Consider the following 21,353-nt stretch of genomic DNA (forward strand, 5'->3'; position numbering starts at 1 on the left):
GTTTCCACGAGTCGCCGAAGCTCGGCTATGGCGAAACGCCCCCTCACCCGGACCGCATCTGACGATGCGGTCCGACCTCTCCCCGCACGCGGGGAGAGGTTAGAAAGCACTGCGGCCCATGAAGCAGCCAACTCGATGCCCCCTCAAAATCCCGCCCGCGTATTGGCGAATTTGCCGGGCGCTGTGGCGTTGGCGTCGAGCAGCCAGCGGGCGCGGGGGGCGGCGTCGAGCGTGTCAGTGATGCCGAGCGCGAGGCGTTCGGCACCGGCCCAGGCGATCATCGCGCCGTTGTCGGTGCACAATGCCGGCGGCGGCACCATCAGGGTGGTCTGCGCCTTGGCGGCGACCTCGCGCAGCGCGCGGCGGATCGCCTGGTTGGCGGCGACGCCGCCGGCCGCGACCAGCGCCTTCGGCGGGCCGAAGCGCTCCTTGAACAGCCGCAGCCCGGCGCCGAGCCGGTCGGCGACCGAGTCCAGCACCGCGGCCTGGAAGCCGGCGCACAGATCGGCGATATCCTGCGGCTCCAGCGGGGTGAGGCGGCTGGCTTCGTTGCGCACCGCGGTCTTCAGCCCCGACAGTGAGAAATTGGCATCCGGCCGCCCCAGCATCGGCCGCGGGAACGCGAACCGCGCCGCATCGCCGGCGGCGGCTGCACGCTCGACCTGCGGGCCTCCCGGATAAGGCAGGCCGAGCAGCTTGGCGATCTTGTCGAACGCCTCGCCGATCGCGTCGTCGACCGTGGTGCCGAGCCGGACGTAGTCGCCGACACCGAGCACCGCGACGATCTGGGTGTGGCCGCCCGAGGCGAGAAACAGGCAGTAGGGAAATTCGGTGCCATCCGTCAGGCGCGGCGTCAGCGCGTGCGCTTCGAGATGATTGACGGCGATCAGCGGCGTATTGTGAACCAGCGCGATCGCCTTGGCCGTGGTCAGGCCGACGATGACGCCGCCGATCAGCCCGGGACCGGCGGCGGCGGCGATGCCGGAGAGTTCGGCGAAGCCGACGCCGGCGTCCCGCATGGCGGTCGCCACGATGGCGTCGAGCAGATCGACATGGGCGCGCGCCGCGATCTCCGGTACTACTCCACCAAACGGCGCGTGTTCATCGGTCTGCGAACGCACCACATTGGAGAGAATCCGGCCGCTGCCGTCGGCACGGCGCTCGACCACAGCCGCCGCGGTTTCGTCGCAGGTGGTCTCGATTCCAAGCACCAGCAAGGTTTGGTCACTAGTCAAATTGAGCCCTTGCGTTTGCGGCCGAACCGGCGTTCTCCTTGCCTCGCGTAGCATTGCGGGGTCGCGGAATGCAATCATCCGGTCGGCGCCCCGCAGCTCCGGTCAAGTCCGACGGTCCGCCGCGATCGGTGATGGTGGCGGCGGCCGCGTCGACTCCTGTTTCCCTCTCGCATGCGAGGACGTCAGGCGTGGCACTGCTCGTCACCCGCCCCCAACCCGACAACGACGCCACCGCGGCGGCGCTGCGCGCCAAAGGCCACGACGTGCTGCTGGCGCCGATGCTGCGGTTCGAGCCGCTGCCGTTTCCGGATGATCCCGACGCCGCCTATACGGGCGTGATCGTCACCAGCGCCAATGCGCTGCGGGCGATCGCCGAGCAGCCGGGATTCGCCCGGCTGCTGAGGCTGCCGCTGTTCGCGGTCGGCAAACACACCGCGCGCGCCGCCCGCGATGCCGGCTTCAACGACGTCATCGTCGCCGAGGGCGATGCCGCCAAGCTGCGGCTGAAGGTCGCCGACAGCTTGCGCGGGAAAAAGAAGACCGCCGGCGCGTTGCTGTATCTGGCCGGCGCCGACCTGTCGCGTGACCTCGCCGGCGAGCTGCGCCAGGATGGCTTCGACGTGGTAATGCAGACGACCTATCGGATGGTGCCGGTGCCGACTTTGCCTGCCAGTGTCTGCGACGAATTCGCCGCCAATCGGATCGACGCCGTGCTGCATTATTCGCGGCGCAGCGCGCGCGCCTTCATTGATGCGACACGGGCCTCGGGCATCGAGATTTCGGCGCTGGCGATCCCGCAATGCTGCTTGTCGGAACAGGTTTCCGAGGTGGTGCGCGAAGCCGGCGCGACCCAGGTGATGGTGGCGCGCACGCCCGACGAGGCGGCGCTGTTCGATGCGCTCGACCGCGCCCTCGGCATGCCGGCGCGTTAAGCAACAACACGCCGGACCGGGAACGGATTCGGCCGGACAGGTGACGAGGAACGATTGCGGATGGTCGAGAACAGACCCGGACACGAGGACGCGCCCCACGGCGAGGACCTGCGGGACCAGGCGCCGGATGGCGCTGGCCCCGAAAGCACAGGCGATGCGCCGGCTGCCGCCGAGGCTCGTCCGGACGGATCGCCGGAGCCGCACGACGCGGCTCCCGAGGATTTTTCCGCCGTCGCGGCGCACCGGCATCATGAAGATCGCGCCGAGGCAGCCGCCGAAGCCGGCGAGACGCCCGACGCAGGCGTCGCGGCCTCGCGCCATGGAGATGAAACTGCCTCGCGGCCGGCCGTTGCCGAACCGCATCGGCCCGGCATTGCCGCGATGATGCTACCGCCGATCCTTGCGGTGGCGATCGCCGCGGTCGTGGTGGTGGGCGCCGCCAAGACCGGGCTGCTGCCGGAATTCCTGTCATCGAGCAGCCTATCGGCCCCGCAGGGCGCCGCCGCCGCGATCGATGCGCTGAAGGCACGGATCGCCGGCCTCGAATCACGTTCGGCCGCCGACGCCAAGCCCGCGGCCGTTGCCGATGCCACGGCCCTCGACGCCTTGGCCGCACGCATCGCCAGCCTGGAAGCCCGGCCGGCGCCGGCTGCCGGCGACGCCAGCACACCGACCCCGCCTGCCTCCGACCCTGCCCTGAGCGGCAAGGTCGAAGCGCTGGAAAAAACCGTGGCCACACTGCGCGACGAGCTCGCGGCGCTGCGCCGCCAGTCCGACCAGCTCGCCGGCTCGGTGAAGGACCTCAAGGCCGCTACTGCCGGGACCTCTGGCGCGGGCGATGCATCGGCGACCAGCGACAACGCTGCTGCGGATAAATCCTCGGCGGATTCTGCTGCGGCGCTCGCCGCCATCAATGCGCGGCTGGCTGACCTGGAGCAGGCCGCAAAGGCGTCAACCGAAACCGCGTCGAAATCGCAGCCGGCCGCTGCGCCCGACGACGTGCCGCTGCGCCGGCTGGTCACCGCCACCATGCTGGACCTGACGGTGCGGCAGGGCGCGCCTTATGGGTCGATCCTCAAAGCCGCCGAACCGCTGGCGACGGACTCCGCGACGCTGAAGCCGCTGGAGCCGTTCGCGGCCACCGGCGTGCCGAGCACCGCGGCGCTCGGTCGTGAGCTGACCGCGTTGCTGCCGAAACTGCTGCCGGCCGACGAGGCGACGTCGAACTCGAACTTCATCGATCGCTTCCAGGCCAATGCCGAACGGCTGGTGAAGATCCAGCGCTCCGACGCGACGCCGGGGCCGGATCGCACCGCGATCGTCGGCCGCCTCACCGCCGCCGCACAACGCGGCGACCTTGCGGAGGCGCGGCGAGAGTTGAAAGCGCTTGCGCCGGCCGACCGCGCGCCTGTTCAATCCTGGATCGACAAGATCGAGGCCCGCGATCAGGCTCTCGCGGCTTCGCAATCCTTCGCCACTGCGGCGCTGGCCGCGCTGTCAAAACCGTCGCCATAGGATTCCCATGCTGCGCATCATCCTGTTTCTCGTGATCATCGCGCTCGCGGCGGCGGGCGCCGCCTGGGTGGCCGAGCAGCCCGGCGACGTGGTGCTGTCGTGGAACGCCTGGCGCGCCGAGATGCGGCTGCCGGTGTTCATCCTCGGGCTCGGCGCCGCGATCGTGGCGATCGGTCTGGTGTGGTGGATCATCACGGCGCTGCTGCGCGCTCCCGGACGGATGAAGCGCGGTCGGGTCGAGCGCCGCAGCGGCCGCGCCCGCCACGCCATCACTCAAGGGCTGCTCGCGGTCGGCCACGGCGACGCCGCCGCCGCGCGCCAGCACGCCACCGCGGCGCGGCGCCATGCGCCGCACGATCCGCTGGCGCTGCTGCTGCAGGCACAATCGGCGCAGCTCGAAGGCGATCGCGAAGGCGCGCGCCGCGCCTTCCTGGCGATGGCCGGGCGCGACGACACCAAGTCGCTCGGCATGCGCGGGCTGTATATCGAGGCGCAGCGCTCCGACGATCCCTATGCGGCGCTGGCAATCGCCGAAGAAGCGCTGCGGCTGCAGCCGAATTCGGCCTGGGCGTCGCAGGCGGTGCTCGGCTTCCGCTGCGCCCGCGCCGACTGGAGCGGCGCGCTCGACATTCTGGAGACCAACTTTTCCGCCGGCCTGATCGACAAGAAGGCGTTTCGCCGCCAGCGCGCCGTGCTGCTGACGGCGCGGGCGCTCGATATCGAGGACAGCGACGAGAGCCTGTCGCGCGACAGCGCGCTCGAGGCCAACAAGCTGGCGCCGACGCTGGTCCCGGCCGCCGTGCTGGCCGCCAAGCATCTCGCCCAGACCCATCAGGTCCGCCGCGCCATGAAGGTGATCGAAACCGCCTGGCAGGCGGGGCCGCATCCCGATCTGGCCGAGGCCTACGCCCATATCAAGCCGGGCGATGCGCCGGCGTCGCGGCTGGCGCGGGTCGAGAATCTGATCGCCAAGAACCCGCAGGATTTCGAAAGCGCGCTGGCGGTCGCCCGCGCCGGCATCGAGGCCGGCGAATTTGCCCGCGCCCGCCGGGCGCTGGAGCCGTTCATCGACAATCCGACCCAGCGGGTCGCGATGCTGATGGCCGAGATCGAGCACGGCGAGCGCGGCGACACCGCCAAGGCGCGCGCCTGGACGCTGCGCGCAGTTCGCGCGCTGCCGGACGCGGTGTGGACCGCCGACGGCTATATCTCGGATCACTGGCGTCCGGTGTCGCCGGTCACCGGCCGGCTCGATGCCTTCCAATGGCAGGTGCCGCTTGCCGCGCTGCCGGCCAAGAAGACCGTGGTGGTCGAGGACAACCCGTTCCACGACGCCCTGATCGCCTCCTCGGCCCCCGAAGCCTTGCCGCCCGCCACGGCGGACGAGCCGGTGACGGTAACGATCGAGCCCGCCGCCGAAGCTGCTGTGGTGACGCCGCAGGAACCCGAGCCGGCCGTGGTGACGATCGAACCGGAGCCTGCCGACAAGCCGAAGGACGTCAAGGACAAGGAAGCAGCGAAGGCCACGCCGGAAGCTCCAGCCGCTGCAGCCGAAACCGTGATCCCGATGCCGTCGCCGCCGCTGTTCCATCGCCGGGCGCAGCCGCAGCCGGTGATCCCGATCGTTCGCGCTCCGGACGATCCGGGGGTGGACGAGGAGGCGCCGCCGGAGGAGTTTTCGGAACGCCCGCCGACGCCCGCCGGCCAGACCGGCAGCTGGCGGGGCTACCGCCCGCCGCGCTAGGATTTCTCCGCTTCGGCGGCCACGGTTCTTGCCAATCCGCCCGCCGGCCGATATCAGGGGCCGGAGTTTTCCAGGCCAGTGTTTTCGGGCGGAGCATCACCCCTCCCGAGGTCGCCGCAATAGCTCAGCTGGTAGAGCACGTCATTCGTAATGACGGGGTCGGGGGTTCGAATCCCTCTTGCGGCACCACTTCTTCGGCCCTCTTCCCGCGCCATTCAGCCACCCGAAACGGGACGCGCCGTTTCGCCACGGGCCTGTTCCGCGCCTCCTCGGCGTTCACGCGAGAGTGCAAGACGTCAATGGCCGGGTCGAGCCCGGCCATGACGAAGTAACAACCTTGGCCGACGGCGGTCGAGGCAATGTGCGCGACAGCGGAGCCGGCCTTTCGACCGGCTCCCGCAGCCGCGGATCACTCCGCCGCCATCAGCATGGTCGACGCGTAGGGCGGGCCTTGTTCGATCGGCAGCGACGGGTCGCGTGACCATTCGTTCCAGGAGCCGAAATACAGGCTGACGTCCTTGATGCCGGCTTCCTTCAGCGCCACCAGCGTGTTCGAGGCGCGGGCGCCCTTGAAGCAATACAGCACGACCGGCGTGTCGGGCGTGATGCCGACGCTGGCGCATTCGGCGAGGATTTCGCTCGACGACTTGAACATCGGGCCGGCGGGCGACGGCTTCATCATGCGGTACCACTCGATCCACACCGCGCCCGGGATGCGGCCCTTGCGCGGGCAGAAATCCTTGCCGTAGGGCGACGAGCTTTCGCCGATCCATTCGTCGACGTCGCGGGTGTCGAGCTTGACCTTGCCGGCGTCGCCGACCGCGGCCTTCATGGCTTCGAGGTCGACCAGGATCGAGGCGGCAGCCGGATCGACCGCAAACGTCTTCGGCGTCGGAGTCGGCGCATCCGTGGTGGTCGGCAGCTCGGCTGCGGTCCAGGCCGCGTAGCCGCCGTGCAGAATCTTCACCTTCGGATAGCCCAGATAGGTCAGCAGCACATAGCCGCGGCAGGATTGGCCGAAGCCGGTGTTCATCGACTGCTCGTAGATCACGGCGGTTTCTTCGCCCGACAGACCGGCCGCGCCGAACGCGGCCGCGAATTTCTCGCTCATCTCCTTGACGCCTTCGGGCGTCGAGGTCGCGAGATACGTGAAGATCTCGTGGATGTTGACGGCGCCCGGGATATGGCCGGCCGCATAGGCTTCGGGATTGCGGGTGTCGATCACCACGGTGCCGGGGGATTCGAGCATGGCGGAGAGTTCGGCAGGCGTGACAAGAACCTTCTCAGTCATCAGACGCTCCTGTGGTCGTCGTTGAACGGGGCTCGCGGGGAGATCTTCCGGCACAGGGCGGCGCCCTGTGGTGACTGGTGCCGGGCACAGCGCTGTGCCCGGATCGACGTCGATTAGTTGGCCATGTCGGCCAGCATCTTGCGCAGCTGCTTGGTGGCGGGGGTGACGATTGCCACGAAGTAGGCCTCGCGCAGCCGGCGCTGCGCGGTCGCGCCGGCGACGTAGCCGCGGGCGCCGCAATGGAGCATCGCGGCGTGGGCGGCCGCGACCGAGGCATCGCCAGCGGCGAGCCGCGCCTCGATCACGGCACGCCAGTAATCGCGGTCGGGTTCGAACGGCGTGGCGGCTAGGCGCGCGACCTCGGCCTCCATGGCGGCGAGCCCGTCGGCGATCGGCTCCGGCTGAACGTCGAGGTACTTGTTGACGTGGCCGAGCGGGCCTTTGCATTGCTCGATCAGCCGCAGGCAGTCGCGGATCAGCCCGAATGCCATGCCGGCCTGCAGCAGAATGAAGCCGGCGCGGATCCGCTTGATGTAGTGGTCGACCGGATCGGCCACGATCCAGGCGTCCGGCACGCTGACGTCGCGTAGTTGCAACGCGAAGGTGCGGGTGCCGTCGAGCGCGGTGAACTTCGCATTATCGGCGAGGCTCACGCCTTCGGCGGCGCAGGGAATCACCGCCATCACGTTGCGTTTGCTGCCGCCGTCGTCGACCTCGAAAATGCCGCCGAAGTAGTGATCGGCGCCGAGGTTGGAGACGTAGGGCAGCAGGCCCTTCACCACATAGCCGCCGGCGACACGGCGGCCCTTGAGCCGCATCGGTTCGATGCCGAACAGCGACTTCATCGGATTGGACAGCGCGGTGCCGCCGAGCACGGCGCCGCTGGCGATCTGCGGGCCGATGCCGGTCCGCAGATCCTCGTTGTCGGAGGCGTAGATGTACCAGGCCAGCGCGTCCTGGCACCACATGCAGAAGGCAGTGGACAGGCAGTGCTCGCCCGCCGCCGCCATCGCGTTGATCGAGGTCATCAGATCGAGGCGCGGGCTGTGGCCGGGAAGATGATGCGCGTAGGCGCCGAGGCGCCCGAACGCACGCATCAGATCTTCCGGATAGTAACCCTCGGTATCGATCCGGTTGACCAGCGACGGCAGTTCGCGCGCCGACAATGCGCGCACCGCTTCGACGACGTCGGCACCTGGAAGCGCCGACGCATCGCTTGGCATCTGGGACTGGACATCCAGCATGGCACCGCTCCGCGGTTGGCGTGGATCGGGGTCAGGCCAAGGTGACGTCGAGATTGACCGGGCGCGAGAACGTGTTGGCCACCGGCGACCACAGCCGCGCATGCGCCACCAGCGCGTCGAGTTCTTCGCGCGGGCGATCGGCTTCGAACTTCACCTTGGCGCGCACGTCGGTGAAACCGACCGGCTTCTCGGACAGATCGCCGGTGCCCCAGACGCCGGTGATGTTGAGGTCGCCCTCGAGCTCGATCTCGAGCGTGTAGACGGTGATGCCGCGGGCCACCGCGTTGGCGTGGATGCCGACCGCGAGGCAGGAGCCGAGCGCGGCGAGCGAGGCCTCGGACGGATTCGGCGCGGTGTCGTCGCCGAGCAGGCCCGGCGGTTCGTCGACGATATAGGGCGGCAGGCTGCGGACGAAGTTGAGATGGCGGAAGCGGCCTTCGGCGACGGTCTTGCACTTCAGCGTCTTGACCGCGGTCGGATCGGCCTTGCCCTTGGCGATCAGCTCATCGAGGCCGGCCTTGTCGATCGGCGCCAGGCAGCCGGTCATGGCGGTCGGAGCGTCCGGGGTGAGACAGGCGGTCATCGCGGTGGCGGCTTTGGTCATGGGGTCTCCTCTGATGGCATGCCGAATGATACAGACCGTTCTGTATTAGCAGGAAGCGTGCCAAGGCTGCGTTAGGAGAAAGACGAATGATTTCAATGGTGCTCCGCCAAAGAAGGCCTGCTCTCATTCTGAGCACGCCGCTTTTCCAGTCAAAGCTGCCTCGCATTTGCGCGGAAACGGACCGCTGAGTTGCGAACAGACCATTCGGTTTCGCGGATTGCGGTTTCCGAACCTGCGGCGTATGTGCGTTGGAATGGACCAGGCCGCTCTGCCATCAACGAACGAAGCCGCGGCGGCGCGGACGTCGCCGCGCGAGCGGCTGATGGACAGCGCGCGAGGGCTGTTCTGCCGCTACGGCATCAATTCGGTCGGCGTCGACACCATCATCGCCCAGGCCGGCACGGCGAAGACCACGCTCTACAAATTGTTCGGCTCCAAGGACGGACTGGTCGAGGCCGTGCTGGAGCGCGAAGGCGAGGCGTGGCGCAGCTGGTTCATCGCGGAGATCGACGGGCCCGGCGGCTCGGCGCGCGAGCGGCTGGGGCGGATCGGCCCGGCGCTGAAGGCGTGGTTCACCCGGCCCGACTTCTACGGCTGCCCCTTCATCAACGCGGTCGGCGAATCCGACAAGGCCGACGACCGGATGCGCAGCCTCGCGATCGCCCACAAGACCATCGTGCTCGATCGGCTGACGGCACTCTGCACCGAGGCCGGCATCGACGATCCCGCGGAGGTGGCGCACACGCTCGGGCTCGTCATCGACGGCGCCATCGTGATGGCGCTGGTGACGCGCAACGCCAACGCCGCCGACGTCGCGGGTCGCGCCTGCGCGGCGATCCTGCCGCACTGACGATTACTTGCCGAGAATCTCCCGCGCGCGTTCGCGCACGAAGAAGATCGAGGCCGCCGCCGTCAGATGGCTGCCGTCGAACACGACCGGCTGACCGTCGGTGCCCGGCACTGATAGCAGGCACCGTTCGCCATCGCAGAAGGTCGGCGTCGGCGAAATGAACTCGACGCCGAGCTCCGTGAAGAATTCGCGCAGCCGCTCGTTGCCTGCAGCGGCCGACGTATCGAGATGCGGCGGCCCGTCGCGCTGCGGAATCTCCGTCCGCGAGATCAGTCCCGCCGCCAGCGCCCGATAGGACTGTGCCAGTATCCGCCGCGGCGGCGTCCGCCAGCTCGGGAACATGCCGACCACGACGATGCGCCGGATGCCCATGGCGCGGACTTCGTCGAGCGTGGCGCGGATCGCCGCGTCGTCGACATTTGGATCGCGGCCGCTCCAGTCGTAGTCGCGCCACTGCCGCGCCACCATGATCAGCGTGTCGGGCCTCAGGGCGCGCAGCCGCTCGCGGGCGATCTCGTTGTTGGCCTGGCAGGACGGCGACTTGGCGCTGCTGAAGCCGAAGATCGGCGGGCAGGCCGTGGTGTTGTATTGCGAGATGCGGAAGCTCGGATAGTGCCGCTGCAGCTCGCGCAGGCCGGGATAAAGATGCGCGGCGTGCGAGTCGCCCCACAGGAAGATCCGCGGCGTGCCGGCCGGCGCGTCGTCGTCGCACTCCTTCTCGAAATGCGTGACGGTTTCGAAGAAGCAGGTGCCGCCGCGATACGCGACGCGCGACTGTCCCATCAGATCGCCGGTGATCGCCTGCACTTCCGGACTGAAGCGCGACGGAAAACCACCGGCCGCATAGATGCCGGCGCCGATGAGTCCGGTGACGGCAAGGGCCGCGAAGGCGGTTGCCGTCTTGGTCCGGTTCGGGCGAAAGCGGAACGGCCGCTCGACCACCCGATAGCTGAGATGTGCCAGCGCGACCGCCAGCAGGATGGCGATCGCCTTCATCAGCGGCGGTGGCTCTTCGCCGAACCGCACGATCCGGATCGCCGCCAGCAGCGGCCAGTGCCACAGATACAACGGGTAGCTGATCAGCCCGACATACACCATGGCGCGGTTGCCGAGCAGCACGCGGCTGACCCAGGGCGCGGGGCCGGCGGCAATCAGCAGCGCCGCGCCCAGCACCGGGAGCACGGCCCACCAGCCGGGAAAGCCGCGATCGCTGCTGATCAGGACGGCGCCGACGCCGAGCAGCAGCAGGCCGAGCCAGGCGCCGGCGGACCGCAGAATTCTCTGACGGCGCAGGAACGTTGCGCGCAACGGCGCGAGCCAGGTCACCGCGGCCAGATCGCGCCCGGGTCCCGCGACCGTCGCGATCGCCAGCAGACATCCGGTCATCAGTTCCCAGAACCGCGTCACCGGCAGATAGAACGCGGCGAGCGCATGCGCCGGCGTCAGCGCGATGTTGGCGACGAACGAGGCGATCAGCACCGCGAGCGCCGCGATCAGCGGGCCGTGCTTCCATCGCCACGCCAGCAACAGCACCGGCGGCCACAGCAGATAAAACTGCTCCTCGACGCCAAGCGACCACAGATGCAGCAGCGGATTGAGCTCCGCCGCGGTCTCGAAGTAACCGGCGTCGTGCAGCAGTGACAGGTTGGAGAGAAACGCTGCGCCGAAGCCGATCGACTTGCCGAGATCGCGATAGTCGATCGGAAACAGCAGGAACCAGCCAGCCATCGCGCAGGTGATCAACACCAAAGTCAGCGCCGGGAAGATCCGGTTGATGCGCCGCGCGTAGAAGGTGCGATAGCTGAAGCCGTCGCCGCACTGCGCCTGGCAGATGATCGAGGTGATCAGGAAGCCGGAGATCACGAAGAACACATCGACGCCGACGAAACCGCCGCGGATCGAGGTCGGGAAGGCGTGGAAGGCGACGACCAGCAGCACCGCGATGGCACGCAGTCCGTCGATGTCGCTACGGTAGGCTGGCCGCATCGCGCTCACTTCTGGCCGGGGAACGAAGGAGCCGGCGCTTCGGGTTCCGACCGGCGTGTCAGGGGCCTTGTGCATCGCGAAGCGCCGCCGCGGTGTCAAGCCGAGACGCCTGTCTGCGTGTCCGCTCATCACAATGGTGAAGCGCACCGCGATGGATTTGCGCAGGTTCCAACGCCGCGATAACAGTTGTGGCACCACGATTGGTTGAGCCGCTCACCGGATGCCGCGATGAAAATTTTCAGACACCGGATCGACCTCGTCACCACCGCGCCGATCGAGATCATCGACATCACCGCGCAGATCCGCGAAATCGTCGCCGGCGGTGGCGTGCAGAACGGGCTCGTCACCGTCAGCTGCCTGCACACCACCGCGCGCATCAACGTCAACGAGCGCGAGGAGAAACTCGAGCGTGACATGCTGACGTTCCTGAAACGTCTGGTGCCGCGCGATGGCGACTATCTGCACAACCTGGCGCCGATCGACGGCCGCGACAACGCGCATGCACATCTGATCGGGCTGTTCATGAATTCGTCCGAGACGATTCCGCTGGCGGACGGCGAACTGGTGCTCGGCGAGTGGCAGTCGATCTTTTTCATCGAGCTCGACGGCCCGCGTCCGAAGCGCGGAATCGAGCTGCAGATCATGGGATAAAATCATGAGGCAAAGTTGAGGCCGGCTCGGCGCAGCGCCAACGCTTCGCAATCGCCGCACACTCCACGTCGCGGGGGCCGGCGAGGGCCGGTACTCCGTCGAAAGACGCGAGCGTTTGCGATGGATACGCAGCGCGTACCCGCGTAAGACGACCGCATCCCGGTCAACGGAAGATCCAACATGACGCCTGACGACATCGCGGGCTTCTTCGCCAAGCGTTCCGACCTCAATCTCGACGACTACATCGAGCTCGATTTCGATTTCGAATGCGCCGGCGATCCGCGCGAGGCGGCGGCGCATCTGTGCAGCGAGCAATCGACCGCGCAGTGGCGCCGGGTCGGTTTCGACGAGGACTTTCGGCCGCGCTTCGCCGCCAAGGTGCTCGAGCTGTCGGCCGAGCCGCGGCCGGGCGGCTTCAGCACCGCGGTCACCTGCGCGGTGCGCGGCGAGGTTCATGCCTGCCGGGTGACGATCGCGCATCCGCACGGCAATTTCGGCCCGAAGATTCCGAACCTGTTGTCGGCGGTGTGCGGCGAGGGCGTGTTCTTCTCGCCGGGGATTCCGCTGATCCGGCTGCAGGACATCCGCTTTCCGGACGCTTACCTCGCGGCGTTCGAGGGCCCGCGCTTCGGCATCGCCGGACTACGCGAGCGGCTGCAGGCGTTCGATCGGCCGATCTTCTTCGGCGTGATCAAGCCGAATATCGGCCTGCCGCCGGAGCCGTTCGCCGAACTGGGCTATCAAAGCTGGCTCGGCGGGCTCGACATCGCCAAGGACGACGAGATGCTGGCGGATGTCGACTGGTGTCCGCTCGCCGAGCGGTCGGCGCTGCTCGGCGATGCCTGCCGCCGCGCTGCGGCGGAAACCGGCGTGCCGAAAATCTATCTCGCCAACATCACCGACGAGGTCGACCGGCTGACCGAACTCCACGACGTCGCGGTCCGCAACGGCGCCGGCGCGCTGCTGATCAATGCGATGCCGGTCGGGCTGTCGGCGGTGCGGATGCTACGCAAGCACGCGCGCGTGCCGCTGATCGCCCATTTCCCGTTCATCGCCGCGTTCAGCCGGCTGGCCAACTACGGCATCCACTCGCGGGTGATGACGCGGTTGCAGCGGCTCGCCGGATTCGACGTGGTGATCATGCCGGGCTTCGGGCCGCGGATGATGACGCCGGAGCACGAAGTGATCGACTGCATCCGCGCCTGCCTCGAGCCGATGGGATCGATCAAACCGTGCCTGCCGGTGCCGGGCGGAAGTGATTCCGCCGCGACGCTGGAGGGCGTGTATCGCAAAGTCGGCAGCGTCGATTTCGGCTTCGTGCCGGGCCGCGGCGTATTCGGCCATCCGATGGGGCCGGCGGCCGGCGCCGCCAGTCTGCGTCAGGCATGGGATGCGATCGCGCGCGGCATCGCGGTCGCCGATCACGCCGAGGCGCATCCCGAACTCGCCGCCGCGCTCGCCGCGTTCGGCGGCCGCTGAGAACCGCGGCCGCTTCGATCAGCTCAGCGCGGCAGTTCTGTGAAGGTGATCACCACCGCGCTGCGGCGGCCCTGGCTGACGACGCCGTCGCGATGGATGCCGGCGGGGTCGTACAGCACCGCGTTGGCCTTGTGGCTCGTCAGCTCGACCTGCTCGTTCTGGATCGCCGCCGCGAACGCGCTGTCGGCGACCAGATCGGCGCCGAACGTCGCCTTGCGCTGCAGCCCGGCCGGCAGCGCATAGAACGTCTCGCGCCAGGCCTGCTGGGTCGACGACAGGCCGGCGAGATCGTTGGCGCGGCGGATCAGGCCGTCCCAGAACCGTGTGGCGGCGCGATTGCTGCCCACCACATAGGTCAGCGGGCCGTTCGCCGATCCGACCTCGCCGAGATAGATCACCAGCTTCAGCACATTGTAGGCGAGATCGACCTTGAAGCCGTCGCACGGCGACGTCTCGACGCTGACATCGGCGAACGGGCTGGCGGCCGGCGTGCCGGGGGCCTCGGCAAGTTCGGCGACGATCCGGCCGACGCCGACCGGGCGCTTGAGATAGGCGCTGGCCGCCTCTGTGAGACCGAGGTCGGCCGCGGTCTGGTTGAACCAGCGATACAGATCGGAATGTGCGGCCGGATCGACGTCGATCCGGCGGTGCTCGGCCTCGCCGATCGGCGCGGCGCGCTGCTCCAGCGCGCTCAGCTGCGGCGCGAGCTGGCTGCGGATCTGCGCCAGCGCGTCGGGGCCGAGCTGCACGGCGGCGAAGCCATCGGCCTGCAACGGCGCGAACACGGCGGCGCCGCGCTCGGTCTTCGGCGCAAAGGCGCGACCGGCGGTGAAGCGCGACAACCGCTGCAGCAGGATCAGGCGCAGATAGGTCGGCAGGTGGCGCAGCAGAGTCAGCAGCGGCTTGCCGGCAGCGGCGGGCGGCGGCAGGTGCGCGATATCGATGACGCGCTGCGCCGACGTCAGCAGGAAGCCGTAGCCGAAATAGCTGATCGCCTTCAGCCGGGCGCCGAGCATCGGCATCGACATCACGCGGCCATAGGCCGGGTGGGCGTCGTAGTCGATCGCCGGCAGGTGATCGAACGGATAGGACTTTGCTTCGGATTGCATGACCCGCCCCTCCAGAGACTCATCGAATGCGGTAGACACCAAATGGGGACTATGGTGGGCGGCATCGCGGCGCGCGAGTTAGCAATACGGCGATGTCCGCCGTCGCGACACCGACCGCAGCCGCGCGGCACGCCGCCGCGGATTCGGCACAGCCGATGACGGTGATCGGGGCTGCGGCGGCGGGGAGATCAGATCCAGGCGAAGTTGGCTGCCGGGCGGGCCGTGCGATTGAGCAGCGAGCGCATCAGGCAGCGTTCGATCTGCACCGAGGAGACGGTGGCGGCATCGGCGCCGACCAGCGCGCAGGCATCGGCGCGCTCGGCGAAGACGCGGCCGCTGGCGACGACGGCGAGCGCCGGGTTGCGCGAGGCGCGGCGGATCTTGCGGATGGTCTCGGCGACCCGCGGCAGCCAATGCTCGCGGCGCAGCGCCGGGCTGAGCGACAGATTGACGGCGTCGAACCAGCCGTTCGCCACCAGGTCGATCAGCGACTTGTCGGTGTCCGGGAATTCACTGACGGTATTCCAGCCGGCCTGACGCAGCAGCTCGGAATGCAGCGCGGCGCAGAACGAATGCGGCTCGCCGGGCTGCGAAATCACCAGCACGGTGCGCGGTTGCGATCGCGTCAGCGGCGCCGACAAAAGATCGAAGCTGATCCGGCGCATCGCGGTCTGCAGATGGCACAGGCCGATCGTGACTTCGAACTCACTGCAGGCGTCTTCGCTCCACAGATCGCCGAGCTTGCGCGCGGTTGGCTCGAACAGGCCGGTGAACAGCGCAGTCGGCGACGCGGCGCGGGTCAGGTTGAGATCGATCAGATCGAACGCGTCGGCGAGATTGGGGGCGATCAGAAGCCGGGCCAGTTCTTCGGCCCGGCTCTCGGCGGGATCCTTGGCGGTGTGAGGCCGCGCCGGGTGCTTGACGAGAAGATGCGGGATGACCGTCGAGACAATGCTTTCTGGATGCACGGCACGCACTCGATCTGGTTGCCCTCGAACCACCGACTTGGGACTGTCCGGACCCTGTGCACCTGCCGAGGGGAAAGCAGATCGGGTTTTGTCGCGCGGTCACGTGCTCGTAGCAAAACTGGCAGCGCCGTTGCCGCTTCGGGAAAGGAGCCCCGGAATCGGGACAGCGTCTTTGCTCTGGATCAAAACGGAACTGCCGCTGCGGCGACCGACCGCAGCAGGCGGAAGCCGCGCGGGCCGTGTGCAGCCTGCGCATCTTTGCAGGTATCTAAGTAATCCCAGACCGCGCCCGACCACGATACCGCTCTGGGTGTGAGGCGGTTAGTCGCGAGCGCGGATTATGAGCGAATCGGGATTCCTGCTATTACTTCGCGCCGGATCTCCGCTGCTGCGGAGCTGACCGATGCGGGCGGCCGAACGTCGCAGCCAGCCCACGCCGTGATCCTGATAGTACCTGTAAAGGTAAGTCACGGCAGTTAGTTAGTTAAGAACTGAAGCGCGGTTACGCGATTGTTCTGAATCAATCGATTCAGTCCGCGACCCCGTATATTTACAGTTGTGCGAATCAGCGCAAAACTGAATCGACGAGTCCATCAAGGCTGAGCAACTACCTCGTTTAAACAAAAGGTTAGACGGGTTTTTGACTCACTGGTGATTCGCGGTTCTGAAGAACGAGTGCCTAATTACCAGCGCTCGTTCCCTTGTTCCGGCGTGAGGCGTATTGGCGAAACCGGACCATCCGATTCCGCCGCAATTAGAGGTTTCGTAACCCTAATAAGTAATGCGTTGAGCACGCTGTTCACCTTAGGGGGCAAGCCGCCCCTAATTGAAGAAAGCTGGAGACAAACAATGCAGTTCGACCTTGCAAACCGAAACCTCGCGCAAAAGATCTCGATCCTGGTGTTGGGCATTACCTTCTTCGTGGCGCTCGCGATCGGCGGCGTCGGCGAGATGATCCTGCATAAAGTCGGGACCGAGCAGGCCAAGCAGAGCGCCAGCGTCGCCTCGCTGGATCGCCTGATCGGTTCGGGAGGAGCCATGCTGTCGCCAGTCCGGGCGGCGGACGGCAGCATCGTCGGGATGCTGGTGATGCAGCAGGACGCAGGTCCGGTGGTGATGCCGGCGTCGTATGAAGGCCAGGGCCTGGTGGTGCAGGCCGCCGAGACCGTGGCGGCTCCGGCTGCGGATTATGCGCTCAGCGCCGCCCACACCATGCTGTTGCTCGCCGGGATCGTGGTGTTCGCGGTGGTCGGTCTGATCGGCACCCGGATTTCGCGCGGCCTGCTGGCCCCGCTCGGCGAACTCGAGAAGGACGTCGAGAAGCTCGCCAGCGGCGACACCAACATCCGCATCCATGCGCTGAGCCGCTCGGATGAAATCGGCCGGATCGCCCGCTCGATCGCCAAGATCCAGGAATCGCTGATCGAGCTCGCCAGGCTGAAGACCCAGAAGGTGGTCGGCGGCGCCAACTCGGTGCTGGAGAATCTCAAGGAGATGTGGGGCGACCTGAAGTCCGCCGCGCGCAATGCCCGCGAGATGTTGTTCACCGACGGCAAGACGATCGGCGAGGTGTTGTCGCGATCGTGGAACGACTGGCTGCATAACGGCCTCGGCGTTCCGAAACGCGCCTGACGGCCGGACTCAGCGCTGGCCTCGCCGGACGCGGCGAGGCCGCTGCCTCTAGGTTCATTCCGACGACGACATCAAGACCCGCGGCCTTTGCCGCGGGTTTTGCTTTTTGGCGATGTTCGCCGCATGCCCGCTTCAGCGATAGGCGCGCAGGAAAAACGTGACGGTCATCGCGGCCGCAAACAGCACCGTGGCGATCTGCACCAGAACCGCCGGCAATCGCTTGCCGAGCACGGCGCCGAGCGTGCCGCCGGCAGCAGCGCCGACCGCGACCAGCAGCGCGGCACGCCAGTGCACGATCCCGGAGATCGCAAAGCACAGCACCGCGATCGTATTGGCGGCGCTGACCAGCAGGGTGCGGGCCGGGTTGAGCGCCTTGACGTCGGCGCCGTCGAGCAGATTCCACGCCGCCATCATCATCAGCCCGACCGCACCGCCGAAATAGCCGCCATAGATGCCGAGCCCAAACTGGATGATCAGCAGCGTGGCGGTGCCGGCCTGAAACCGCGCCCGCAGCGCCGGCCCGACGCGGCGGCCGAACGCCAGCGCCAGGGTGGCGACCAGCAGCAGCCACGGCAGCACACGGTCGAACAGCAGGCCGGGCGTCCACAGCAGCAGCAGCGCCCCGACCAGCCCGCCCGCCAGCGTCGCGGCCAGCACCGGGCGCATCGACACGCCGGCGATGCGGCCGAGCCCGCCGCGATACACCCAGGCGCTGGCGAGACCACCCGGATACAGCGCGACGGTGCTCGATGCATTCGCCACGACCGAAGGCACACCGGCGCCGATCAGGGCCGGCAGCGTGACGAAGCTGCCGCCGCCCGCCATCGCGTTCATGGCGCCGCCGAGCGCACCGGCACCGATGAGAATGAGATCTTCGACATCAACGACCATGTCTCCTCTTGCCCGGCGCCCAATACCCTCACAATCTGGAAGATCCGGGGCCAGGCTTCGGCTGATCCGAAGGGTGATGGGGATGCGGTTCGATCTCACCGACCTGCGGCTGTTCGTGGCGGTCGCCGAAACCGGCAGCATCTCGCGCGGCGCCGGCCTTGCCCATATGGCGCTGGCCTCGGCCAGCGAGCGGATCAGCGGCATGGAGCGCATGCTCGGCGTGCCGCTGCTGGAACGCGGGCGCCGCGGCGTCACCCCGACGGCGGCGGGCCGGACGCTGCTGCAGCACGCCCGCGCCGTCACCGGCCAGATCGAGCAGATGCGCGGCGACCTGCGGGCGTTCTCGGAAGGGCTCCGCGGCGCGGTGCGGATGCTGTCCAACACCGCCGGCCTGGTGGAGATCGTGCCGGCGGCGCTGCGGGCGTTTCTGGCCGCGCATCCGGCGGTCGATGTCGATCTCGAAGAACGCACCAGCGCCGAGATCGTGCTGGCGGTGGCGGAGAAGCGGGCCGAATTCGGCGTGTTCGCCGGCAGCAGCGATCCCGGGCCGCTGCAAACGCGGCCGCTCGGCACCGACCGGCTGGTGGCGATCGCCGCCGCGACGCACCCGCTGGCGGGCCGGGGATCGATCGATTTCGCCGAACTGCTGGACGAAGGCTTCGTCGGGATGGCGAGCGGCGCGCTGCACGACCATCTGGCGGCGCAGGCCGCGCGCTATGGACGGCGGCTCGCCTGCCGGGTGCGGCTGCGCAGCTTCGAGGCGATCGCCCGGCTGGTCGAAGCCGGCGTCGGGCTGGCGATTTTGCCGGAAGCAGCCGCGGCTCCGCATCTCGGCGCCGGGCTCGCGGCGATCCGGCTCAGCGATTCGTGGGCGCATCGCAGCCTGCTGATCTGCGCGGTCGATTTCGACCGGCTGACGACCCACGCCCGCACGCTGGTGGCCGAACTGCAGCGACAGGCCGGCGTCCGTGACGAGGCCGCGGGTCCTCGCGCAACGGCATCATGACGACCGCCAGATAGGGCGGCGACATCGCAGGGCCCTGGAACGGGAGGCAACTGAAAGGCAGGAAATTGAAAGGCAGGCGGCTGGGAGAATGAGCGGCTGATCTGCCGGCAGATTCTGGAGCGGGCGAAGGGATTCGAACCCTCGACCCCAACCTTGGCAAGGTTGTGCTCTACCCCTGAGCTACACCCGCATCCGAGAAACAGCGAAGGCTTGCGCCGAGCGCCGTGCGCAGTCCTATGCCAAATGCTTGCGGCGAATGCAACAGCCGATGGCGGCTTCAGCGTACCCCTTTTTACAGAGGGGTGACAAAATACCCGGCCCGGCCGGTTCCGGCCGTTCGCTGCGGGGAAGCCGGCAGGCCGGCGCGGCGCGGCGGTTCCGGTTGAAATCGAAACCTCGCGCGCCATCTAGAGGGGCGTGCTAGACCGTCTTCAGGCGCGGGGGACCGGCTCGCAGAGCGAAGACGCGCCAAAGACTTACAAAACGAATCCGGAGCGTTCCGCCGATCGCGGCGGGATCCGCTCCGAAACGCCACTCTAAACGCCACTCTTGCGGATATCAGGCGAGGATCACGTGACAATCATCGAGCAGGGCAGCGGCGATGCCCCCCAGGCGGGCCCCGATCTGATCAAGGACACCACGACGCAAACCTTCGTCCGCGACGTCATCGAGGAATCCAAGCGCCAGCCGGTGCTGATCGACTTCTGGGCGCAGTGGTGCGGCCCGTGCCGCCAGCTCACCCCGATCCTCGAAAAGGCGGTCCGCGCCGCCGGCGGCAAGGTCAAGCTGGTCAAGATGAACATCGACGAGCATCCGGCGATCCCGGGCCAGATGGGCATCCAGTCGATTCCCGCCGTGATCGCCTTCGTCGACGGCCGCCCGGCCGACGGCTTCATGGGCGCGGTGCCGGAGAGCCAGGTCAACGCCTTCATCGAGAAGCTGACCGCCGGCATGCCGGGCGGCGGCCCGACCACCGCCGAACTGCTGCAGGAAGCCGAGGCGGTGCTGGCCGAGGGCGATCCTTCAACCGCCGCGGCGATCTATGGCGAAGTGCTGCAGGCCGATCCGGCCAATGTCGAGGCGCTGGCCGGCGTCGCGCGCTGCTACATGCAGAGCGGCGAAATCGACAAGGCCAAGCAGATGCTCGAGCACGTGCCGGAGAAGCGGCGCGAGGACGCGGCCGTCAAAGCCGTGCAGGCGATGATCGACCTCGCCGAACAGGCCGAGCAGGTCGGCCCGATTGCCGAACTCGAACAGAAAGTCGCGGCCGATCCGCTCGACCACCAGGCGCGGTTCGATCTCGCCACCGCGCTGAACGCCGCCGGCAAGCGCGAGGAGGCGACCACGCATCTGCTCGAGATCGTCCGCCGCGACCGCAAATGGAACGACGACGGCGCGCGCAAGCAGCTGGTGCAGTTCTTCGACGCCTGGGGCGCCGCCGACGACGCCACCGTCGAGGGCCGCAAGCGGCTGTCGACGATTCTGTTCTCGTAGGTGCAATGAGCAGCGGGCGTTTCCGATGCCGATCAATGCCGTCTATCGCGGTCCCGCCGACCTCCCGGAAGTCATCCCGGTGTTTCCGCTGGCGGGCGCACTGCTGCTGCCGCGCGGCCAGATGCCGCTCAACATCTTCGAGCCGCGCTATCTGGCGTTGGTCGACGATTCGCTGCGCGACGGCCATCGGCTGATCGGGATGATCCAGCCCGACGCGACGCATTCGGCCAGTGAAGACGCGCCGGCGCTGTTTCAGGTCGGCTGCGTCGGCCGCATCACCCAGCTGGCCGAATCCGGCGACGGCCGCTACATCCTCGAACTCACCGGCGTGTCGCGCTTCAAGGTGGTCGAGGAGCTCGCGGTCAAGACCCCGTACCGCCAGTGCCGGGTCGATTACTTCCCGTTCGTCGACGACTTCACCGCCCGCAAGGGCGAGGACGAGGTCGATCGCGACACGCTGCTGTCGGTGCTGACCGACTTCCTCAAGGCCAACAACCTCAAGGTCGATTGGGGCGGGGTCGAGAGCGCCCCGAACGAGGCGCTGGTCAACGCGCTGGCGATGATGTCGCCCTACGGCGCGCCCGAGAAGCAGGCGATGCTGGAAGCGCCCGACCTCAAGACCCGCGCCGAGATCCTGATCGCCGTCACCGAGATGGACCTCGCCAAGAAGCGCACCAGCGGCGACCCGCCGCTGCAATGACACGCGCCGCCGATTTGCGCGC

At 68.0% G+C, this 21,353-nt stretch carries 18 protein-coding genes and 2 tRNA genes; 11 read left to right on the forward strand and 9 right to left on the reverse strand.

The window, feature by feature from the left end:
• Positions 1 to 143 precede the first annotated feature (143 nt).
• Positions 144 to 1,217 (reverse strand): tRNA (adenosine(37)-N6)-threonylcarbamoyltransferase complex transferase subunit TsaD, encoded by a 1,074-nt coding sequence (gene tsaD, locus IP86_RS09795; protein WP_054162339.1) that lies wholly within the window; start codon positions 1,215 to 1,217, stop codon positions 144 to 146.
• A gap of 206 nt (positions 1,218 to 1,423) precedes the next feature.
• On the opposite strand from tsaD, the gene IP86_RS09800 reads away from it, so the two are divergent.
• The 4 genes from IP86_RS09800 (at position 1,424) to IP86_RS09815 (ending at position 5,615) form a co-directional block, all read left to right on the forward strand.
• Complete coding sequence (locus tag IP86_RS09800; protein WP_054162340.1) at positions 1,424 to 2,167, forward strand: uroporphyrinogen-III synthase; 744 nt, start codon at positions 1,424 to 1,426, stop codon at positions 2,165 to 2,167.
• A 60-nt stretch (positions 2,168 to 2,227) separates the two neighbouring features.
• Entirely contained in the window at positions 2,228 to 3,682 is a 1,455-nt protein-coding gene (locus tag IP86_RS09805) for a hypothetical protein (protein WP_054162341.1), read from the forward strand.
• A gap of 7 nt (positions 3,683 to 3,689) precedes the next feature.
• A complete protein-coding gene (locus IP86_RS09810) occupies positions 3,690 to 5,426 on the forward strand; it encodes a heme biosynthesis protein HemY (RefSeq protein ID WP_054162342.1) in 1,737 nt (578 codons plus the stop codon).
• Between the two features lie 113 nt (positions 5,427 to 5,539).
• Positions 5,540 to 5,615, forward strand: a tRNA-Thr gene (locus IP86_RS09815).
• A 220-nt stretch (positions 5,616 to 5,835) separates the two neighbouring features.
• On the opposite strand, the gene IP86_RS09820 is transcribed toward IP86_RS09815, so the two are convergent.
• The 3 genes from IP86_RS09820 to IP86_RS09830 form a co-directional block, all read right to left on the reverse strand.
• Positions 5,836 to 6,717 (reverse strand): sulfurtransferase, encoded by an 882-nt coding sequence (locus tag IP86_RS09820; RefSeq protein ID WP_054162343.1) that lies wholly within the window; start codon positions 6,715 to 6,717, stop codon positions 5,836 to 5,838.
• A 113-nt stretch (positions 6,718 to 6,830) separates the two neighbouring features.
• A complete protein-coding gene (locus IP86_RS09825) occupies positions 6,831 to 7,961 on the reverse strand; it encodes an acyl-CoA dehydrogenase family protein (protein WP_054162344.1) in 1,131 nt (376 codons plus the stop codon).
• A 31-nt stretch (positions 7,962 to 7,992) separates the two neighbouring features.
• Positions 7,993 to 8,565: an OsmC family protein gene (locus IP86_RS09830; protein ID WP_156332454.1), complete on the reverse strand. Its 573-nt coding sequence runs from the start codon at positions 8,563 to 8,565 to the stop codon at positions 7,993 to 7,995.
• Positions 8,566 to 8,818: 253 nt separating this feature from the next.
• On the opposite strand from IP86_RS09830, the gene IP86_RS09835 reads away from it, so the two are divergent.
• Positions 8,819 to 9,415: a TetR/AcrR family transcriptional regulator gene (locus IP86_RS09835; protein ID WP_054162345.1), complete on the forward strand. Its 597-nt coding sequence runs from the start codon at positions 8,819 to 8,821 to the stop codon at positions 9,413 to 9,415.
• 3 nt (positions 9,416 to 9,418) lie between these two features.
• Here the strand turns inward: IP86_RS09835 and IP86_RS09840 are convergent, their stop codons facing one another.
• A complete protein-coding gene (locus IP86_RS09840; RefSeq protein WP_054162346.1) occupies positions 9,419 to 11,401 on the reverse strand; it encodes an acyltransferase family protein in 1,983 nt (660 codons plus the stop codon).
• A 228-nt stretch (positions 11,402 to 11,629) separates the two neighbouring features.
• On the opposite strand from IP86_RS09840, the gene IP86_RS09845 reads away from it, so the two are divergent.
• Positions 11,630 to 12,052, forward strand: a complete 423-nt coding sequence (locus IP86_RS09845) for a secondary thiamine-phosphate synthase enzyme YjbQ (RefSeq protein ID WP_054162347.1) — start codon at positions 11,630 to 11,632, stop codon at positions 12,050 to 12,052.
• A 180-nt stretch (positions 12,053 to 12,232) separates the two neighbouring features.
• Positions 12,233 to 13,531 carry a RuBisCO large subunit C-terminal-like domain-containing protein gene (locus tag IP86_RS09850; protein WP_054162348.1) on the forward strand — a complete coding sequence of 433 codons (1,299 nt, stop codon included), beginning with the start codon at positions 12,233 to 12,235 and terminating at the stop codon, positions 13,529 to 13,531.
• Between the two features lie 23 nt (positions 13,532 to 13,554).
• Here IP86_RS09850 and IP86_RS09855 read toward each other — a convergent pair whose 3' ends face one another.
• Positions 13,555 to 14,640, reverse strand: coding sequence for a hypothetical protein (locus IP86_RS09855; RefSeq protein ID WP_054162349.1), 1,086 nt, complete (start codon positions 14,638 to 14,640; stop codon positions 13,555 to 13,557).
• A 188-nt stretch (positions 14,641 to 14,828) separates the two neighbouring features.
• Positions 14,829 to 15,608: a cobalamin B12-binding domain-containing protein gene (locus tag IP86_RS09860; RefSeq protein ID WP_245290582.1), complete on the reverse strand. Its 780-nt coding sequence runs from the start codon at positions 15,606 to 15,608 to the stop codon at positions 14,829 to 14,831.
• 849 nt (positions 15,609 to 16,457) lie between these two features.
• Here IP86_RS09860 and IP86_RS09865 point away from each other — a divergent pair.
• Entirely contained in the window at positions 16,458 to 17,240 is a 783-nt protein-coding gene (locus IP86_RS09865) for a methyl-accepting chemotaxis protein (RefSeq protein WP_054162351.1), read from the forward strand.
• A gap of 132 nt (positions 17,241 to 17,372) precedes the next feature.
• On the opposite strand, the gene IP86_RS09870 is transcribed toward IP86_RS09865, so the two are convergent.
• The gene (locus IP86_RS09870; protein ID WP_054162352.1) at positions 17,373 to 18,131 is read right to left on the reverse strand and encodes a sulfite exporter TauE/SafE family protein; all 759 of its coding nucleotides are present in this window, start codon (positions 18,129 to 18,131) and stop codon (positions 17,373 to 17,375) included.
• Between the two features lie 82 nt (positions 18,132 to 18,213).
• On the opposite strand from IP86_RS09870, the gene IP86_RS09875 reads away from it, so the two are divergent.
• Positions 18,214 to 19,137, forward strand: a complete 924-nt coding sequence (locus IP86_RS09875) for a LysR family transcriptional regulator (RefSeq protein ID WP_054162353.1) — start codon at positions 18,214 to 18,216, stop codon at positions 19,135 to 19,137.
• A gap of 115 nt (positions 19,138 to 19,252) precedes the next feature.
• Here IP86_RS09875 and IP86_RS09880 read toward each other — a convergent pair.
• Positions 19,253 to 19,327 (reverse strand) — tRNA-Gly (locus tag IP86_RS09880).
• 383 nt (positions 19,328 to 19,710) lie between these two features.
• On the opposite strand from IP86_RS09880, the gene trxA reads away from it, so the two are divergent.
• Together trxA and IP86_RS09890 are read left to right on the forward strand one after the other, a co-directional pair.
• Positions 19,711 to 20,631, forward strand: coding sequence for a thioredoxin (gene trxA, locus IP86_RS09885; RefSeq protein ID WP_054162354.1), 921 nt, complete (start codon positions 19,711 to 19,713; stop codon positions 20,629 to 20,631).
• Between the two features lie 25 nt (positions 20,632 to 20,656).
• On the forward strand, positions 20,657 to 21,331 hold the full coding sequence (locus IP86_RS09890; RefSeq protein ID WP_054162355.1) for an LON peptidase substrate-binding domain-containing protein: 675 nt from the start codon (positions 20,657 to 20,659) through the stop codon (positions 21,329 to 21,331).
• Positions 21,332 to 21,353 lie beyond the last annotated feature (22 nt).

The sequence above is a fragment of the Rhodopseudomonas sp. AAP120 genome, from assembly GCF_001295845.1.
Lineage (GTDB): Bacteria > Pseudomonadota > Alphaproteobacteria > Rhizobiales > Xanthobacteraceae > Rhodopseudomonas.

Bases quoted from the DNA above. Each gene is read 5' to 3' on its own strand.
- IP86_RS09875 (WP_054162353.1), top strand. From the start codon at position 18,214: ATGCGGTTCGATCTCACCGACCTGCGGCTGTTCGTGGCGGTCGCCGAA.
- IP86_RS09830 (WP_156332454.1), bottom strand. From the start codon at position 8,565: ATGACCAAAGCCGCCACCGCGATGACCGCCTGTCTCACCCCGGACGCT.
- IP86_RS09825 (WP_054162344.1), bottom strand. From the start codon at position 7,961: ATGCTGGATGTCCAGTCCCAGATGCCAAGCGATGCGTCGGCGCTTCCA.
- IP86_RS09845 (WP_054162347.1), top strand. From the start codon at position 11,630: ATGAAAATTTTCAGACACCGGATCGACCTCGTCACCACCGCGCCGATC.
- IP86_RS09890 (WP_054162355.1), top strand. From the start codon at position 20,657: ATGCCGATCAATGCCGTCTATCGCGGTCCCGCCGACCTCCCGGAAGTC.
- IP86_RS09870 (WP_054162352.1), bottom strand. From the start codon at position 18,131: ATGGTCGTTGATGTCGAAGATCTCATTCTCATCGGTGCCGGTGCGCTC.
- IP86_RS09835 (WP_054162345.1), top strand. From the start codon at position 8,819: ATGGACCAGGCCGCTCTGCCATCAACGAACGAAGCCGCGGCGGCGCGG.
- IP86_RS09850 (WP_054162348.1), top strand. From the start codon at position 12,233: ATGACGCCTGACGACATCGCGGGCTTCTTCGCCAAGCGTTCCGACCTC.
- IP86_RS09865 (WP_054162351.1), top strand. From the start codon at position 16,458: ATGCAGTTCGACCTTGCAAACCGAAACCTCGCGCAAAAGATCTCGATC.
- IP86_RS09840 (WP_054162346.1), bottom strand. From the start codon at position 11,401: ATGCGGCCAGCCTACCGTAGCGACATCGACGGACTGCGTGCCATCGCG.
- IP86_RS09810 (WP_054162342.1), top strand. From the start codon at position 3,690: ATGCTGCGCATCATCCTGTTTCTCGTGATCATCGCGCTCGCGGCGGCG.
- IP86_RS09805 (WP_054162341.1), top strand. From the start codon at position 2,228: ATGGTCGAGAACAGACCCGGACACGAGGACGCGCCCCACGGCGAGGAC.
- IP86_RS09855 (WP_054162349.1), bottom strand. From the start codon at position 14,640: ATGCAATCCGAAGCAAAGTCCTATCCGTTCGATCACCTGCCGGCGATC.
- IP86_RS09820 (WP_054162343.1), bottom strand. From the start codon at position 6,717: ATGACTGAGAAGGTTCTTGTCACGCCTGCCGAACTCTCCGCCATGCTC.